Annotated in this window: 10 protein-coding genes; 4 read left to right on the top strand and 6 right to left on the bottom strand. The window is 67.1% G+C overall.

All coding sequences use genetic code 11. The features are described 5' to 3' along the window. Positions 1–68: 68 nt before the first annotated feature. From NCW75_06040 to NCW75_06015, 6 genes are all read right to left on the bottom strand, one after another. The gene (locus tag NCW75_06040) at positions 69–2102 is read right to left on the bottom strand and encodes a hypothetical protein (GenBank protein ID UYV13844.1); all 2034 of its coding nucleotides are present in this window, start codon (positions 2100–2102) and stop codon (positions 69–71) included. Positions 2103–2116: 14 nt separating this feature from the next. Continuing rightward, positions 2117–4336: a PqqD family peptide modification chaperone gene (locus tag NCW75_06035; protein ID UYV13843.1), complete on the bottom strand. Its 2220-nt coding sequence runs from the start codon at positions 4334–4336 to the stop codon at positions 2117–2119. 9 nt (positions 4337–4345) lie between these two features. Next, positions 4346–6316 (bottom strand): GAF domain-containing protein, encoded by a 1971-nt coding sequence (locus tag NCW75_06030; GenBank protein ID UYV13842.1) that lies wholly within the window; start codon positions 6314–6316, stop codon positions 4346–4348. Between the two features lie 76 nt (positions 6317–6392). Further along, positions 6393–6734, bottom strand: coding sequence for a DUF3467 domain-containing protein (locus NCW75_06025; protein UYV13841.1), 342 nt, complete (start codon positions 6732–6734; stop codon positions 6393–6395). 326 nt (positions 6735–7060) lie between these two features. After that, positions 7061–7243, bottom strand: coding sequence for a hypothetical protein (locus NCW75_06020; protein ID UYV13840.1), 183 nt, complete (start codon positions 7241–7243; stop codon positions 7061–7063). 89 nt (positions 7244–7332) lie between these two features. Beyond that, positions 7333–7548 carry a hypothetical protein gene (locus NCW75_06015; GenBank protein UYV13839.1) on the bottom strand — a complete coding sequence of 72 codons (216 nt, stop codon included), beginning with the start codon at positions 7546–7548 and terminating at the stop codon, positions 7333–7335. A gap of 369 nt (positions 7549–7917) precedes the next feature. Between NCW75_06015 and NCW75_06010 the strand changes: the two genes are divergently transcribed. The 4 genes from NCW75_06010 (at position 7918) to NCW75_05995 (ending at position 16402) form a co-directional block, all read left to right on the top strand. Beyond that, a complete protein-coding gene (locus NCW75_06010; protein UYV13838.1) occupies positions 7918–8931 on the top strand; it encodes a prepilin-type N-terminal cleavage/methylation domain-containing protein in 1014 nt (337 codons plus the stop codon). Between the two features lie 189 nt (positions 8932–9120). Further along, the gene (locus NCW75_06005; GenBank protein UYV13837.1) at positions 9121–12213 is read left to right on the top strand and encodes a lamin tail domain-containing protein; all 3093 of its coding nucleotides are present in this window, start codon (positions 9121–9123) and stop codon (positions 12211–12213) included. A gap of 537 nt (positions 12214–12750) precedes the next feature. Further along, a complete protein-coding gene (locus tag NCW75_06000; protein UYV13836.1) occupies positions 12751–14400 on the top strand; it encodes a cation:proton antiporter in 1650 nt (549 codons plus the stop codon). Between the two features lie 157 nt (positions 14401–14557). Then, entirely contained in the window at positions 14558–16402 is a 1845-nt protein-coding gene (locus tag NCW75_05995) for an ABC-F family ATP-binding cassette domain-containing protein (GenBank protein UYV13835.1), read from the top strand. Positions 16403–16404: the final 2 nt, after the last annotated feature.

Raw genomic sequence — 16404 nt, 5'->3', positions numbered from 1 at the left:
TCACGCACGCGGCTCGGACGGATCCCCTCCGAGCCCTCGGCGACCTCTGCGTTCATGCCTCTCCGCGATCACCGGCTGCGCTGATGGAACGCCAGGTCCACCCACGCGTCGATCCGCCCGGCCTCCTCGCGGATCAGCATCCAGCGGCGCGTGGCGGCGCGCTGGGCCTGGCGGACGAGCAGGCGGGTGAGGGTGCTCCGCACGGGGTCTGGGCTCACGCGGGTGAGCCAGCGCAGGGGCGGCAGGCCGTAGCGCACGACCATCTCGTCGTCGAGCGACACGAACGCGACGGCCTCGCCCACATCCCCCTGGCGGCCGCTGCGGCCGAAGAGCTGGCGGTCGACGCGCCGCTCGTGGTTGCGTTCGACGGCGAGGACGAGCAGGCCGCCCGCCTCGCGCGCGTCGTCGTCGAGCTTGATATCGGTGCCGCGGCCGGCCATGCTCGTGGCCACCGTGATCGCCCCGGCCCGCCCCGCGCCCTCGATGATCGCGGCCTCCTCGGCCTCGTGCCGGGCGTTCAGGACCTTGCATTCGAGGCCCTGTTCGGCGAGCAGGCCCGCCAGACGCTCGGAGTCGTGCACCGATCGCGAGCCCACGAGCACGGGCTGCGACTTGTCGTGGGCGCGACGCGTCGCTTTGGCGACGGCGGCGAACTTCTCGTCCTCTGTGGCGAACGTGCGGTCGGCCCGCTCCACCCTCGCGATCGGGCGGTGCGTTGGCACGCGGACGACGCGGAGGTTGTACGTCCGCCACAGCTCGGGCGCGACCTCCCAGCCGGTGCCCGTCATGCCGGCGAGTGACCTATACCGCGCGAAGTAGCGCTGGTAGCTCACGCGCGCGGCGGTGTGGCGGCGCTCGCTCGGGTCTAGGCCCTCCTTGACCTCGACGGCCTGGTGCAGCCCGAGCTGCCACTGGCGGCCCTCGAGCACGCGGCCGGTCGAGCGGTCGACGATCACGACCTCGCGCTTGCCTTCTTTGTTGGGTCGCACGATGTAGTCGTCGTCACGCCGGTGCAGCACGATGGCACTGAGGGCCTGGCTGACGAGTTCTTCGCGCCGACGCGGGCCGGCCCAGAACGCGGGCAGATTACGATTGGGGTCGGCCGCCAGTTCGCCGAGCTTCTCGTGCCCCGCGCGTGTGAGGCTGACGCGGTGGGTGCGGGCGTCGGCCTTGTAGTGGCGATCGGGCTCGAGTTCCCGGGCGAGCTCGATGCCCGCCGCGTACCGCTCGGCGGAATCGGCCCCGATGCCATCACCGGCGGGCAGCGCGATGATCGCCGGCGTGGCGGCTTCGTCGATGAGTACGCTGTCGGCCTCGTCGACGATCGCCGCGTGCAGGCCGCGCTGGACAACATCGTTCGTCCAGGCCTGGCGGTCGTCCTCGTGCGTCACGGCGTCGAGCACGCTGCCGGCGACGCTCGGCGAGAGCGGCTGGCTGAGCCGGTCGCGCAGAAAATCGAAGATGAACTGCTTGTCGGCCCCGTAGGTAATATCAAGATCGTACTGCGCGCGGCGGTCGGCCTTCTTCATGCCCTCTTCCAGCACGCCAACGCGCAAGCCGAGCCGGGCGTACGCGCTCTCGCACAACTGCGCGTCGCGTTTGGCCAGGTAATCGTTGACCGTGGCGACATGCACGCCGCGCCCGGTCCACCCCGCGAGCGCGGCGGGCAGGATGGCCGTCACCGTCTTGCCCTCGCCCGTTGCCATCTCGGCGACGGCCCCACCGCGGAGCACGAGCGCGCCCATCACCTGCTCGGGGTACAGCGTCAGCCCGGTCGTCCGCCGGACGGCCTCGACGCCCACGGCGTAGGCCTCGCGGAGCGCGTCGCTGTCCAGCTTCGAGTCCTGCCGCGCGATCCGGTGGGCGTGCTGGCGCACGGCATCGATCCGCTCGCCAAGGGACGCTTCGGTGAGGTCCTGGCAGGCCCGAGCCGTATCGAGGATCGCCCCGGCCAGGTCCCGCTCGTGCGTGCTCACGCGGCGGCGGATGACCCGTCCCTGGAGGTTCGCCGCCACGCGGTCGACACCCTCGAGCGGCTCCTCACGACGCTCCTCGCGCGACAGCGCGGGCCACAGCCGATCGGCTCCTGGTGCCGTCGTCACGCTCGGCGTGCCACCTACCACCACGCTCGCCCCTCGAAGAACTGGCTCGCCCGCCGCCACCAGCGCACGCCGAGCGGCCGGTTCGGGCCTTCGAGCCGCACCGACGCCCGCACGCCGGGAACTGTTCCGGGGGTCAACTTGGCGAGCCGAAGATCGACGACGAAGCTCGGTGTCAGCGCGATGGCTCGGTCCGTTGTCCGTGGATCGGTGGTGATGCCGCCGCCCGATTGGGACGCGAGCGACGGGCTGGTGAGCTCTTTCGATCCCAGCGGGGCGGTGCGCAGCACCCCCGCCTTGATCACGTCGCCGGGCGCGCTGGCCAGCCGCACCCTCGCGTTGATCTCGCTCTCGTCCTGGCCGCGGAATACGAACGCATGGTCGCGATCGGGCACCATCGCACGCACGACCAGATCGCCCTCGCTGACGACCATGCCCAGGGCCGTGCCGCGCGGCACCCATGCGCCGATGCGGGATCGGAGGTCCGCCGAGGTCTGCTCGCTGAGTGGCGAGACCACGCCGGAGACTGGGGCCAGCACGCGTAGGTTCGCAACGCGCCGCTCGGCACGGGCCAGTTGTTCTTCCACGACGCGCACCGCCTGGCGGAACTCTTCCTGCTCGGCCGCCGGACCCTTGAGCGAAGTCCGGTATTGCGTCTGCGCCTGGGCCAGCCGGGCGCGTGTGGCTTCCAACTCGGCCTGCAGTCCACGGTTTTCGAGCCGCGCGACGATCTGGCCTTCTTCGACCGCGTCACCGGGATCGACGAGGAGTTCGGCGAGGATGCCGCCCTCGAGCGTGCGAAGGCCGTCCATGCGCGCGGGCTCGATCGTGGCCACGGCGTACGTCGGCGTGGGTAGCGGCGCGAGCATGATGGGCCCGATCACCACGGCCAGCGCCGCGAGGGTCACGCTGAGAGCTCGCGCCCGGTGCCCCTCCAGCTTCGGGTCGCTCAACAGGAATCCAGCGGTCTTGAAGATCGGATACACCAGCCAGATCGCGCCCATCGCTACCGCGAGCGCGACGCCCAGCGTCAGATACTTGCTGGCGATAATGAGCAGGATCGCGATCGCGATGAACACGCGATAGGGTGTGGCGAGTAACCCATACACCGCGAGCAACCAGCCCTCACCGAGCGAACGCAGGCTGGGCCCGCGCGAGCCCTTGACGCCATACGCGTAGTACTGGATCAGGTACTTGAGCATCTCGCGTGAGCGTTGGGCCAGGTTAGGCGTACCGGTCAGGTCGCTCAGGATGTAGTATCCGTCATAACGCAGCAGCGGGTTGAGATTGAACACCAGCGTGCTCACGCCCGAGACGAGCATGACCTGGTAGGCGATGCTCGTCCACACCGGGTCGCTGCCGAAGGCCCAATAGACCACCGCGAGTGCCGCGAGCACCGTCTCGGCCAGTATCCCCGCCAGCGATACGCACACGCGCGGCCACACCCTCGCGAACCGCCACGCGCTGCTCGCGTCGCAGTAGGGCAGCGGCATGACGTACGCGATCAGGATCACGCCGATCTCGGTACTCCGGCCGCCGAACGCTTTACACGCCATCGCGTGGCCCAACTCGTGGACGACGCGCAAGACCAGGAAGATCACGCCGAGCGTGGCGATCGTCGAGGCCGAGAGCTGGGCGACCTTGTTGAGCTCGTCACCGAAGCGGTGGACGTTGGCAAAGACCAGGACCAACGCGATCGAGACCAGGATGATCCAGAGCACGCCGGCCGTGCGGCCGAACAATACCCGGCAGAGCTTCTCGTGCCGGCGAAGGAATGGCTCGGGATTCACGATCGGGACGTGCGGGAACATCCACTTGCCGGTGCGCTTCTGCGTGCGCTGGCGTTTGGCTTTGGTGAGCCGCTGCTCGAGCATCTCGGCGTCGAGCGCGCTCTCACCCAGCACGAGGCCAAAGAGCTGCAGCCGGCTGAGCAGGTCGATGACCTCGCGCTGCGTGGGGGCGGCGTCGCCGAGCTGGTCGTTGCAGGCCTCCCAGGCCTGGTCGACCGTGGTCCGCCCGTCGAGCATGCCCAGGAAGAAGTGGGCGCTCTCGCTCATGCGGTAGAACTGCCCGCTCGCGGGATCCTCGACGACGTAGGCGATCGTCGGCCCATAGTGCTGCCGCACCACGCGGGCGTGTGCGCTCAGCCTGGGCGTGGTCGGCCCGACGCGATACCACATGTCGCTGAAGGTCGAGGCGATGTCGCGGCCGCGCCGCTTGATCGGTGGCTGGGCCATCGCGGACTCCTACCACCACCAGGCCATCTGGGCCCGGTCGATCAGCGGTCGAGCAAGACGAACCAGCGGTGTTGTCCAGCCCGAGCGCACGCGGGCCCGGCCGGTCATGCCCGGCTTCAGCCACGAGGGCTCCTCACCGACCAACTCCGCCTCAACCAGATATACATTGCCGCCAGAGACCGCCTCGGCTTGCGGGTTCACGCGGACCAATCGCAACGGCAGGCGTTCCTCGGGACGGGCCCGCGGCGCGAACGTGCCGTCCGTTTCCTCGGCATCCTCATTTGTCAAACGCTTCTGGGCCGCCGCGATGTCACGCTCGGGCACGCGCAGCACGATCACGCTCTGGTCGCCCACGATGCGCACGAGCGGTGTGTCCGGTGCAACAGAGGCGTCGAGCCACGGCTCGAGATCGGCACCCGCCACACGGCCATCGATCGGCGCACGCATCTGCGCACGCTCGATCTCGTATCGCAGCAGACCGATCTGCGCGTCCAACTCGCCCAGCTGGAAGTCCAGCACATCGGCCTGCTCCATTCGGCCGCGAGACAGCTCCGCCTCGCGCTCCGAGCGTCTGGCCGCATACTGCGCTTCGAGCGATGTGAGGCGGGCCTCACGCTCGGTCGTGTCCATGCGTGCGATCACCTGGCCCGCGGTGACGGCATCGCCGGGCTTCACGCCCACCCACGCCAGATAGCCCTGGTACGGCGGCGTCAGCGCACGCTGGGCCGCCGGTTTGGTCTCGGCCTGGGCGCTGACAACATCAGGAATCGGCGTCGCGGCCAACGCCACGAACACCAGGAGCGCAAGCACACCCACGAGCTTCAGTAGCGTGTGCCGCGGACCGACGATGGCCGAACCGAAGTCGAGCACCCGATCCCGCGAGACGGCCAGGATGCCCCGGTCGGCCAGCCGCCGCGTCCACACCGCCGGCCCGATGAACTCGGCGACCAATCGCAACAAACCCAGCGAACCAGCCGGGAACGGATCGTCGGCATCGCGCTCAAGCACGGCGACCCCGACAAGATCACCATCCACACGTAGCGGCAGGCTCACGATGCTCGACGGCCCGAAGCTCCGCGACAACTCGCCATGCGCCCGGACGACACGACGCTCGGCCGGTGCCAACTCCTCGCTCTGAGGGAACACCACCTCGATATCCTGATCGGCACACTCCTCCATGGCCGCTTCGAGCGCTTCAACAGCCGGATTGCGGCGATCGATGATATCGGCACCGCTGATCGCGACGGCCTTGATGTCGTGGCCTTGGACCAGTCCGACCGAGACACGCGAACAGCCGAACCGTCGGCGGAGTTCATCGCAGAAGAGGCTGGCCATTGACGACGCTGACGCGCCGCGCTGGGCGGCGTCGAGCATCTCAAGAGTCTCGCGCAGCCGGGCCGTGCGCTCGGCCTCGGCCATCGCCCGCTGGCTCCAGAGAAATCCCTCGAAGCCCTCGGCGGCGACGAGCAGCGACCGCTCGGTCAGCTCGGTGCCCTTCTCGCCCATCGGCGTAAGCACCACGCACGCGCCCTCGGCCTGCCCCAGCGCGACGAGCGGCACGGCGGTCGCCCGATGCGTGGCCTGCGCGTGGTAGAGCGCTCCGCCGCCCAGTGTCACGCTCTCGCTGATGGTCCCCATCACGCCGTTCTGCTCGGCCTGCGCCGCAGCGCGATCCGCAAGTGTCGACAACCGCGACAACAATTGCGCGTCTGCACGCAGTTGCTCGGCGAGTTGTTCACCACCGGGGGCATGCAGCGCCGCGAGCCCGCCCGCACGCTGCTGACCGGGGCGGATGAACGCCAACCCAGCCTGAGCACGCGACAGCGCGCACAGCCGTTCGAGCAAGCCCTGGAGGTACTCACCCAGGGCCTGCTGCGCGCTGGGCGCACCCGACCCGGCGCCCTGGGCGGCGGGTGTGCCACCGGGAGAAGATCTGCCGGGCAGTGACGGGTTGGATGAAGCGGACGTTGAGGCGCTCATGCGGTCGCCGGGCCTCCGGGGCCCCCATCACCAATGGGTCGGGGGCCGCTCATAAGGGGAACGGGGTTCGCCCCGCTTACTCGCTCAGGCGGGGGCCATCGCCGCCCTCGGCACCGGGCTGGGGAGCCTGCTGGCCACGCTGGATCTCGATCTCGCCGTTGCGCTCCTCGTACTGGCGGACCATCTGGCCCATCGAGATCGCCAGGCGCTTGGCACCGGCCCAGTTGGTCACGATGCGGCTGCCGACGCTGAAGTTGAGCACGGGCTTGCCGTCGTTGCCCTGCATGGGCAGGTTCATGCCGAAGTCCAGCACGACCTCGTCCTGGGTGGTGCTGCTGCGGATGGTGTTGGCGTAGGTGGTCTGCATCTTGCTCTCGTCGATGCGGAGCTGGACCTGCTGTTGTTGATTCTCGGCCATGGAAGTCGTTTCCTTTCGAAAGGTCTCTCGTGCCGCGCTCCGGACGGAGCCGCCTCGTGGGCCAATGAGGCCCAACGGCTAAAATCGGGATCTGTCAGGCGTTCGGCCCGTGTGTGTCCCGGACGTTCCGGGCTCCCTCGGGCCGCAAGTCTATTGGTGCCGACCCGGATTGTCATGCCCACACCCCTTGAAGGTTGGTCAGGACAGGAGCCCCAATTGCTGGTGCCCGATCCGGATGGCCACCCGTTGGTGTCCGGCGGTCGGTACGGCCCGGCTCCCCGGGGGGTTCCAGGCAAGGATGGGGTTTCATACGGGTCGGGGGCGGGTTACGGCCCTGTCGCGTCGGATTCCGCCCGCGAGTTCTGATCGGGCACAACCACAACCTTCCGCGGGTCGGTCGCCGTCTGGGGGTTCTTCTTGCGCGACGCGGCCTCGCCGGCCGAGAGCACGCGCACGTTCGAGGCCCCCAGCAGCACCATCGCGAGATTCCTGAGCTGGATCATGTTCATGGCGAGCAACGTTAGTAGACGGCAGCCGGGGCGGTTTGGCCAAGAGCACGGAAAAGAGCTGGCACCCAATCTTTGTTTCGGCCAATCCCCTATACCGCCAATCGGTTGTTGTCTTCCACTATTCCGAGCAACGCGCCCTGCCACTCGAGCGCGCAAGAACGAGGCTTCTCGCACGCCGCTTCGGCGGCCGCCATCGGCCCGCCCTCCTGGCCCTCGGTGTCGGTAGTGATGCGCTGGATCTCGAAGATCGAGCCGGCAGCGGTGACCTTGAAGCCCAGCCGCAGCGTGCCATCGGGGAAGCTCACCAGGTCGAGCTCGACCGGCTTGGGCGGCGCGCTCTGGCGGGCGGCCTACACGGTGGCGTGCTGGCGCATTGTCAATTTGTTCAATAATCTCTCAAGATTTCGTGCAAATACTATGAAGATTGCGTTGCTCGCTCGCACGATCACAATTAGCGCTTCGCCAACAACTGCCATGTAGGAGTACAGTGGCGGCCGTCCATATTAAGCATGCTTAAAGAACGACAGGCATTCTGACAATCGGCCTGATTCCCGTCCTCATCGGCTTTATTGATCTCCCCATATTCCTGCGGACCATTGTCTTGAAGTTGTTCCGTGGCCAGAGTCGGCCAACGGAATCAGACAAAGACAGTAAACGCTGGGGGATTGACGCCCATGGATCGGACGACATTGCAAACCCGCCAAGGACTGGCGAGCAAGAGCGGGTTCACACTCATCGAACTGCTGGTAGTTATCGCCATCATCGCGCTTCTCATCGGCATTCTGCTACCCAGTTTGGGTAAGGCTCGTGCCGCAGCACAGCAGATCAAGGCCGCCGCCCAGCTCCGCTCCGTTGGCCAGGGCGTGACGACCTACACCGTCGACAATCTCGTGTTCCCACCGTCGTATGTCTACGGCAAGGACAGGGACGGGGAGCAATGGCGCGTTGGCGATCAACTCGACTCGAACCCCACTCCTGCCAATGGATACATCCATTGGTCGTGGGCGTTGTTCGAGGGTGGCAACGTCCCGCTGGATGCGTTCGCTTCGCCCGCCGCGCTCAACGGCGGTGCGCCCGCCACCAATCCGGGCCGCAATGAGGATCACTGGGAACTCGGCCAGGTGAACGACCTTGGGGGCTCGGCCGGCTCACCCGAGCCCGAGGACCGCCAGTTGAAGCGCATGGCGTTCACGGGCAACGCGGCGATCTTCCCGCGGAACAAGTTCGCGACGAGCACGCCCCGCAGGAATCGACTGGTGAATCCTGATTGGATCAACAGCCACAGCACGACCATCCTGGGGACCGAGTTCCAGGAGGGCAAGAACTGGGAAACGCTACGGGTTGGCCAGGTGATCAAGAGCCACAGGCCCATCACGCCCTTCCTGGGCCGCAGTGCGGGCCAGGACGTCTACCGCGAGGCCCCCGGTAGCAGCAGCGAACCCAGATTTGCCTACCCCGATCCGGACCGGGACATTGTCGACGAGAAGGAAGTCGGCCCGGGCGTGATCGAGGATCCCCGTACGAACCTGAATGCGGTCAGCCGCAAGCACGGGGGCAAGGCCAACTTCGTGTTCGCCGACGGGCATGTGGCGCTCTACGACGTTCGTGACACCATCCGCCAGCGGTTGTGGGGCGACCAGTTCTACAGCCTTACCGGCCGCAATATCAGCGTACTGATCGATGACTGAATGACTGCCACGGCCGCGGGAAACCGCGGCCGTTCGCATTGCTGGCCCACAACAGAATACGTCCCGCCACACGCGGGCGCAGGGGGAGACGAGGTCCATCCCCCCGTGAGAGAGGACGCCGGGCGGTTGGTGCCGACCGGCAGGACCACGAGCAAGCACGCTTCCCGAACACTTGCGGAGAAAGTTCCCATGAAGACGAGCAACCGGATTTCGACCTTGCTGGCCGCCTGCGGCCTGGCGGGCGTGGCGGCGAGCGCCAGCGCCCAGAGCATCGCTGTCACCGAGATTATGTACAACCCCGCGTTCGATTCGAACAACGAGTGGGAGTATGTCGAGATCATGAACACCGGCGGATCGGCCATCGACCTGACCGGTTGGGTCCTCGATGACGAGGGCGGAGCACCGATCACGGCCGCGAACATCCCCGGCGGCATGATCCCCGCCGGTGGTACCGCCGTGCTGTACAACAGCGCACTCACGCTGGCCACGGTCGAGGCCGCTTGGGGCACGGGCATCAACTTCATTGCCGTGGACGACTGGCAGGCCCTCAATAACGGCGGCGACACGTTCGGCCTGTGGGACAGCATCACCAGCCACGCCGGCCGTGACTTCGGCGCCGCAGTCGTCGCGATCACCTACGACGACGGCGGCGATTGGCCCGCCGATGACGGTGTCGCCTCGATCTACCTCGGCAACCCCTTCGTCGACGGCAACGTCGGCACGAACTGGGCCCTGAGCACAGATGGTGTCGACGGCGGCTACGTGAGCGCACCCGCCGGCGCTGGCCCGGACACGAGCGTTGGCAGCCCCGGCACCACGCCGGCCGACACGGCCCTCCAGGGCCCCTTCCTGATCAACATCTCGGGCGCCACGCTGTTCGCGAGCTTCTTTGAGGCCCCCGCCTCGACCAACGACTACCTTGATCCCGACCTGGACGGCTTTGCCCGTCGCATCGGCCCGGGCATCGACCAGCTCGCCCCCGGCGGCCAGCGCAAGTCCACCTACGACGCCGACGCCCACTGGATCGTGACCGATCGTTCGACGGGCTCGGTGCAAGGCTTCCGCGAGTTCGTGCTAACCAACGACCCCGATGGCCCGTTCGCGGCGACGGGCTTCTACGACACCACACGCGACGACGACAACCCCGCGATCGGTCTTGAGGGAAGCGTTGCCGAAAACGCCTTCGCCAACCGCGAGGTCTACATCGACGAGGTGAGCGGCCCGGTGGCGGGCGTCTTCAATGCCGGCAACCCCGGCGGCAGCCCCTTCCGCTCGCTGACCGACGGCACCTTCCGTGCCAGCCCGTTCACGTTCCCCAGCACGTCGGCTATCGGCGGCGTGCGGATCGACCTGGGCGTCCTCGACGTGCCCGCCAGCTGGGCCGTGACCATCTCGGGCACGGGCGCGCTCGACGCCAACCCCGGCACGGTTGGCTACGGCGATTCGGGCATCCTCGCTCGCGACAAGGACGGTAACATTATCTCGCAGGGCAACAGCCTGGCCGATCTTGGCGGCCTGAAGCTCTTCGACCCGGCCAACCCCCCGGCCGTGACCGCCAGCGACACCATCTTCGATACGCCCATCGCCTTCGTGCCGATCGCTCCGATCGTCAACTACGGCGTCGGCCTCGAGCAGATCGACCAGAGCGACCTGCGTTACGGCAACGCCACCGGCCGCCGCAGCAATGGCGAGAACCTGGTCTTCGTCACCCGCGATTCCGGCTCGGGCACCCGCAACGGCTTCCAGAACTCGATCGGCCTGGACCCCAGCTGGGGCCGCGGCGAGAACGTTGGCGAGCGCAACAACCGCGCCGAGTTCAACCTGCTCGGTCCCGACTTCCTGCCCGGCAACAAGGGCGGATCCGGCTCGCTTGATTCGACGGTCATCAACCACCGCCTGGCGATCGGCCACACCGGTGCCGAGCGTGCCAGCCGGTGGTTCTTCAACGGCCGCGCCGACGTGCTGGCCGTCCGCAACGACCTCCAGGGCGGCACGGCCTTCAGCCGTCCGACGATCGATAACGTGCTGGACAACAACGCCGATGGCTGGACCATCGGTGGTCCCGAGACATTCACGTCGATCGGAAGCCCCCGCGCGGTGAGCCCTTCGGTGGGTGGTCAGAACGGCACCGGCTTGCCCCCGATGGAGAACGAGCAGGCCGCGGCGTACCTCAACAACATCACGGCGAGCATCTCGGCATTCGAGGACGACCCCAGCGTCCCCGAGGTCGAGTTCACGCCCGCCGAGTTCCTGGCCCGCAACTTCACGCTGATCGCGGCGACGGACTTCATCCAGGACACCCTCGACCCGTTGAACCAGATCGCCAACCCCGACTTTAACCAGAGCCTCCAGGACTTCATCCGTGCCAACAGCATCGTCCTGGGCGACCCGCGCTTCGCGACCTTTGGCGGCTCGGGCTTCACCACCGGCCTCGTCCCCACCCGCACCACGGGCGTCACCTACAGCGATGGCGTGGCCGGTGGCGGCAACTACGTCGATCAGGCCGGGAACACGGTCTTCTACGGCGATCGAGTAACAGATCGCAACAGCCTGGCCGGCGATTTCAACAACGACGGCGTGCGCAACATCGGCGACACCGCCGCCATGATCGGTGCCCTGGAAGATCGCGCCTCCTTTGAGCCCGGCAGCGACGCCGTGCTCGAGATCATCGGCGACTTCAACGGTGATGGCAACTTCGATGCCGAGGACGCCCGCTACTTCGCCGACGGCCTGGCTCTGGACACCGGCACCGGCATGCTCGACCGCGTCGCCGGCTTCGAGATGGTCGACGTTGCGTCGACCACCGGCAACTTCTTCAACACCATGATCGGCGATGGTTCGATCTCGTACGAAGCCGGCTGGTCACGCTTTGATGTCTCGAACATCGATGGCCTGACCACCCCAGGCTGGAGCCCGAGCGCCGGTGCCGACGGCATCGTCGATGCCTTCGACCGGGCCTACATCGCCGCCCAGATCTCTGCCGTCGATGACGGCGAGGCCAACTGGGACGACATCTCCGAGGCGGTCCTCTTCGATCTCTCGGCCGACGTGACGGGCGACCTGATCGTCAACCAGGACGACCTGGACGCGATCGACGCCATCCTGGGTGGCACCGGCTGCCGGGCCGATCTTGATGGTGATGGCGTGCTGACGCTGTTCGACTTCCTGGCCTTCCAGAACGCCTTCGACTCGGGCGACCTGCTGGCCGACTTCGACGGCGATGGCAGCCTGACCCTGTTCGACTTCCTGGCCTTCCAGAACGAGTTCGACGCCGGCTGCTAAACCGATCGTAAAACTCAAGTCTCGAAAGAGCCGCATCCCATGGGATGCGGCTCGTCTGTTTTATGACTAGGTATTGCTCGGCTGCTAAGTTCATCCAAGCACACCCGTGTGCTCCATCGCGAGGTACTTCGAGTGATCTGCAAGATTGTCGCGACAGAGCCATCCTGCGCGGCACCGAGTTGATCACCATCTCGCTCGCCAACCCGGCTACATCACCGACTTTACCCTGATCCTGCATTTGAACGCACCCTGCATCGCGTAAATCTTGTTCCCACGACAGGAATCCCCTCGGCGTGCTCGCCGAAGGACTCAAAAAAAATGAGCCAGCAGGATTCGAACCGTCACCGCCTACGGATGGCCCTCTGGTCGTGCTTCCTCATTCGGATGGAGCCCTTCCGATCCCCACTCCCTTCGCGTTCAACCTCTCTCAACGCCAGTTGCTCTACCTCCGGCTCGAACGGAGGGATGCTCGGCTGGAGCACGCCGGCCGGTCGGGTGGCGATCACCCCGCGCTCGCGCCCACCGTAGACTCGCGTGATGGGATCGTGGTCCGTGCTCCTGGACGTCCTCCTCCTGCTGTCGACCGCTACGGCACTGGGTATCGCCTGCGCGTGCCTTAAGCAGAGCCCGATCATCGGATATCTCGCCGCGGGTACGCTGATGGGGCCCAACGTGCTCGGGTTCGTCGGCTCGGGGGATGAAGTAGAGATCCTCGCCGAGTTGGGCATCGCGCTCTTGCTCTTTACTATCGGCCTGGAATTCTCCTGGCGGCGGCTGATCGGGCTCGGACGCGTCGCCATCGGCGGCGGATTCTTGCAAGTGCTTGTGACCTTGTTGCTGGTGGCCTCAGTGTGCCTGCTCGTGGGCGTGCCCGTGCGTTCGGCCTGGGCGCTCGGCGCGATCATCGCCCTGAGCAGCACGGCGTGCGTGCTGCGACTGCTGGTCTCGCGCGCCGAGATCGAGTCGCACCACGGCCGGCACGCTCTGGGCATCCTGCTTGTGCAAGACGCAGCCGTGGTGCCGCTGGTGCTCCTGGTGGCTCTGCTTGGCGGCGAGGGCGGTCTGGTCGATGCCGGATGGGCCCTGGCCCGCGTGATCGGCGGCGCGGCGGTGCTGGTCGGGGGCCTGTACGTGATCCTGCGGTACGGCATGCCCTGGTTGCTCCGCCTGGACGCCATGCGACACAGCCGCGACCTTCCGATCCTGGTGGCGGTCGTTGTCGGCCTGGGCGCGGCATGGGCCTCGCACGAATTCGGCCTGTCGCCCGCGCTTGGGGCCTTCGTGGCGGGCATGCTCCTGGCCGCCTCCCCCTTCGCGACACAGGTCCGTGCCGATGTCGCCTCGCTCCAGACGCTCTTGGTGACGCTATTCTTCGGTTCCATCGGCATGCTCGGGGATCCCGCCTGGTTAATCGAAAACCTCGGCATGGTGGTCGGGGTCGTGGCGGCCATCATCGTGGGCAAGGCCGTCATCGTCTGGGCCGTCCTGCGGGGCTTGGGCCTCGCCCACGAGAGCGCACTGATGGCCGGACTCTGCCTGGCCCAGGTGGGCGAGTTCTCGTTCATACTGGCGATGTCGGCCCGCGGGACCCTGATTAGCGATGACACCTTGCGGCTGCTCGTGTCGGCGACGATCATCTCGCTCTTTCTGACGCCGTATCTCGTCTCGACCGCGCCGTGGCTGGCCCCTCGGATCATCGCCTCGCTGCGCCGCATCCGGTTGGTGTCCGCGCCCGCCCCGCCGGTGGGCACGCCCGCGACCGAGTCGGCCGGGCGCATCCTCGTGGTTGGCTTCGGCCCGGCGGGCCAGGCTGTGGGCCGCATGCTCGCCGGCCACGACCGCGAGGTGGTTGTGCTGGATTTGAACTTCCAGGCGATCAAGGCCGCCCAGGCGATGGGGCTCGTCGGCCACGTGGGCGATGCGACACACGAGGACGTGCTGCACCACGCCGGTGTGAGGGCCGCCGACACGGTCGTGGTGACCATTCCCGATCCGGCGATGGCAGAGCGGATCGTCCGCTTGGTTCGCGTGACCGCACCGGACGCATACATCATCGCTCGCGCGCGATACCATCGTTTCGTCGAGGAGATCCGTGCGAGTGGCGCACACGAGTTGGTTGATGAGGAAGCCATCACCGGTACTCGCTTGGCCGCGCACCTGCGGCGTCGGCTGGCAAACCCGAGTTGACTGTGAAACGCATCTCGACCACCACAACACGCCGGGCTTCGTGCTTGCGGCCCGATCGCCTCGGAGGCGAACCGGATATCGTATTGAACCAAAATACGGATCCCTCAGTACGGATGCTCACACTGCCTACCACTACGCTCCAGATCGCCCCACCCCCATGCCCACGCTCCTGACCGCCCGCAACCTGACCAAGATGTACCCCTCCAAGGCCCTGTTCGAGGGCGTGTCGGTGCATGTCGAAGACGGCGAGCGCATCGGGCTCATCGGGCCCAACGGCGGGGGCAAGTCGACGCTCATGAAGATCCTCGCGGGCGTGCTCGAGCCCGATGCGGGCGAGATCGTGCGGCGGCGCGGCCTGCGCGCGGCGTATGTCGATCAGGACGACCGCTTCGATGGCGACGCCACGCCGCTGTTGGTGGTGCGCGGCGGCCTTCAGGGCCACGACGATGACCAGGCAGATGATGGCGCGCACGAGACCGACGCGACCACGCGGGCGTCGATCGCGCTGACGAAGCTGGGCTTCGTGGACCTGAATCAACCAGTCGGTACGCTCTCGGGCGGGTGGCGCAAGCGGCTGTCTATTGCCAAGGCGCTCGCCGGCGACCCGGAAGTCCTCCTGCTTGACGAGCCAACGAACCACCTCGACCTCGAGGGCGTGCTGTGGCTCGAGGGCTTCGTGCGGCAGTCGCCCATCGCGATGGTCTTCGTGACCCACGACCGGCGCTTCCTCGAGAACACGGCCACGCGCATCGTCGAGCTCTCGGCCGCGTACCCGGGCGGGGCCTTCGAGGCCGCGGGCAACTACAGCGAGTTCGTGCGGCGCAAGGAAGCGTTCCTGGACGCACAGCGGGCGGCCCAGTCGGCCGTCGCGGGCAAAGTGCGGCGCGATACGGCCTGGCTGCACCAGGGCGTCAAGGGCCGCGGCACTCGCAACAAGAGCCAGGTTCAGGCTGCGGCGTCGCGCCGCGAAGAGCTCAAGGACACCACCGACCGGAATCTCGCGCCCACGAAGACCACGCAGATCGCCTTCCAGGCGACCGAGCGCAAGACCAACAAGCTCGTGGCCCTCCGCGGCGTCTCGAAATTCCTGGGAAGCAAGCGGCTGTTCGAGGGGCTCGATCTGACACTCACTCCCGGCCAGCGGATCGGGCTCATGGGCGTCAATGGCTCGGGCAAGACGACGCTGATGCGGCTCATGTCGGGCGACCTCGAACCCGACACCGGAACGATCCAGCGGGCCGACAACCTCAAGATCATCACCTTCAGCCAGCACCGCGATTCGCTGTCGCAGGACCACTCATTGCGTGAGGCCCTGGGCGCGATCGGCGATACGATCCACTACCGGGGCAACAAGGTCCACATCGCGGGGTGGGCGGCGCGGTTCCTGTTCGAGCCCGAGCAACTGCCGATGCGCATCGCCGACCTCTCGGGCGGCGAGCAGGCCCGGGTGCTGATTGCGAACTTGATGCTCTCGCCGGCCGAGGTGCTGCTGCTGGACGAGCCGACCAACGACCTGGACATCCCCTCGCTGGAAGTCCTCGAGCAGGCCCTCTTCGATTTTCCCGGTGCGATCGTCCTGGTCACCCACGACCGCTTCCTACTCGAGCGCGTCGCGACGGAGTACATCGCGCTCGATGGCCGGGGTGACGCGAAGTTGTTTGCGTCGATGGAGCAGTGGAAGTCGGCGGTTCTCAAGGCCGAGAAGCTCCAGACCGCCGAAGCCAAGCCAGAACCGGGCCAACCCGCCCAGAAGAAGTCGAACCAGCCCAAGCCCGGGAAGCTCTCGTACAAGCTGCAACGCGAATACGACAGCATGGAAGAGGCGATCCTCGAGGCCGAGGCCGACGTCGAGCGGCTCGAAGCCGACGCCGCCGACCCGGCGCTGACCGCCGACCACACGAAGGCCGCGACGGTGTATTCCAAGCTCAAGGATGGCCAGCAGCGCGTGACCGAGCTCTATGCGCGGTGGGCCGAGTTGGACGCGATGCGGGGCGGTGGCTGAGT

Source organism: Phycisphaera sp. (genome assembly GCA_025916675.1).
Taxonomy (GTDB): Bacteria; Planctomycetota; Phycisphaerae; order Phycisphaerales; family UBA1924; genus JAHCJI01.
Note: the sequence above shows the minus strand (reverse complement) of the source record. Positions and strands in the feature narration are given on the sequence as shown.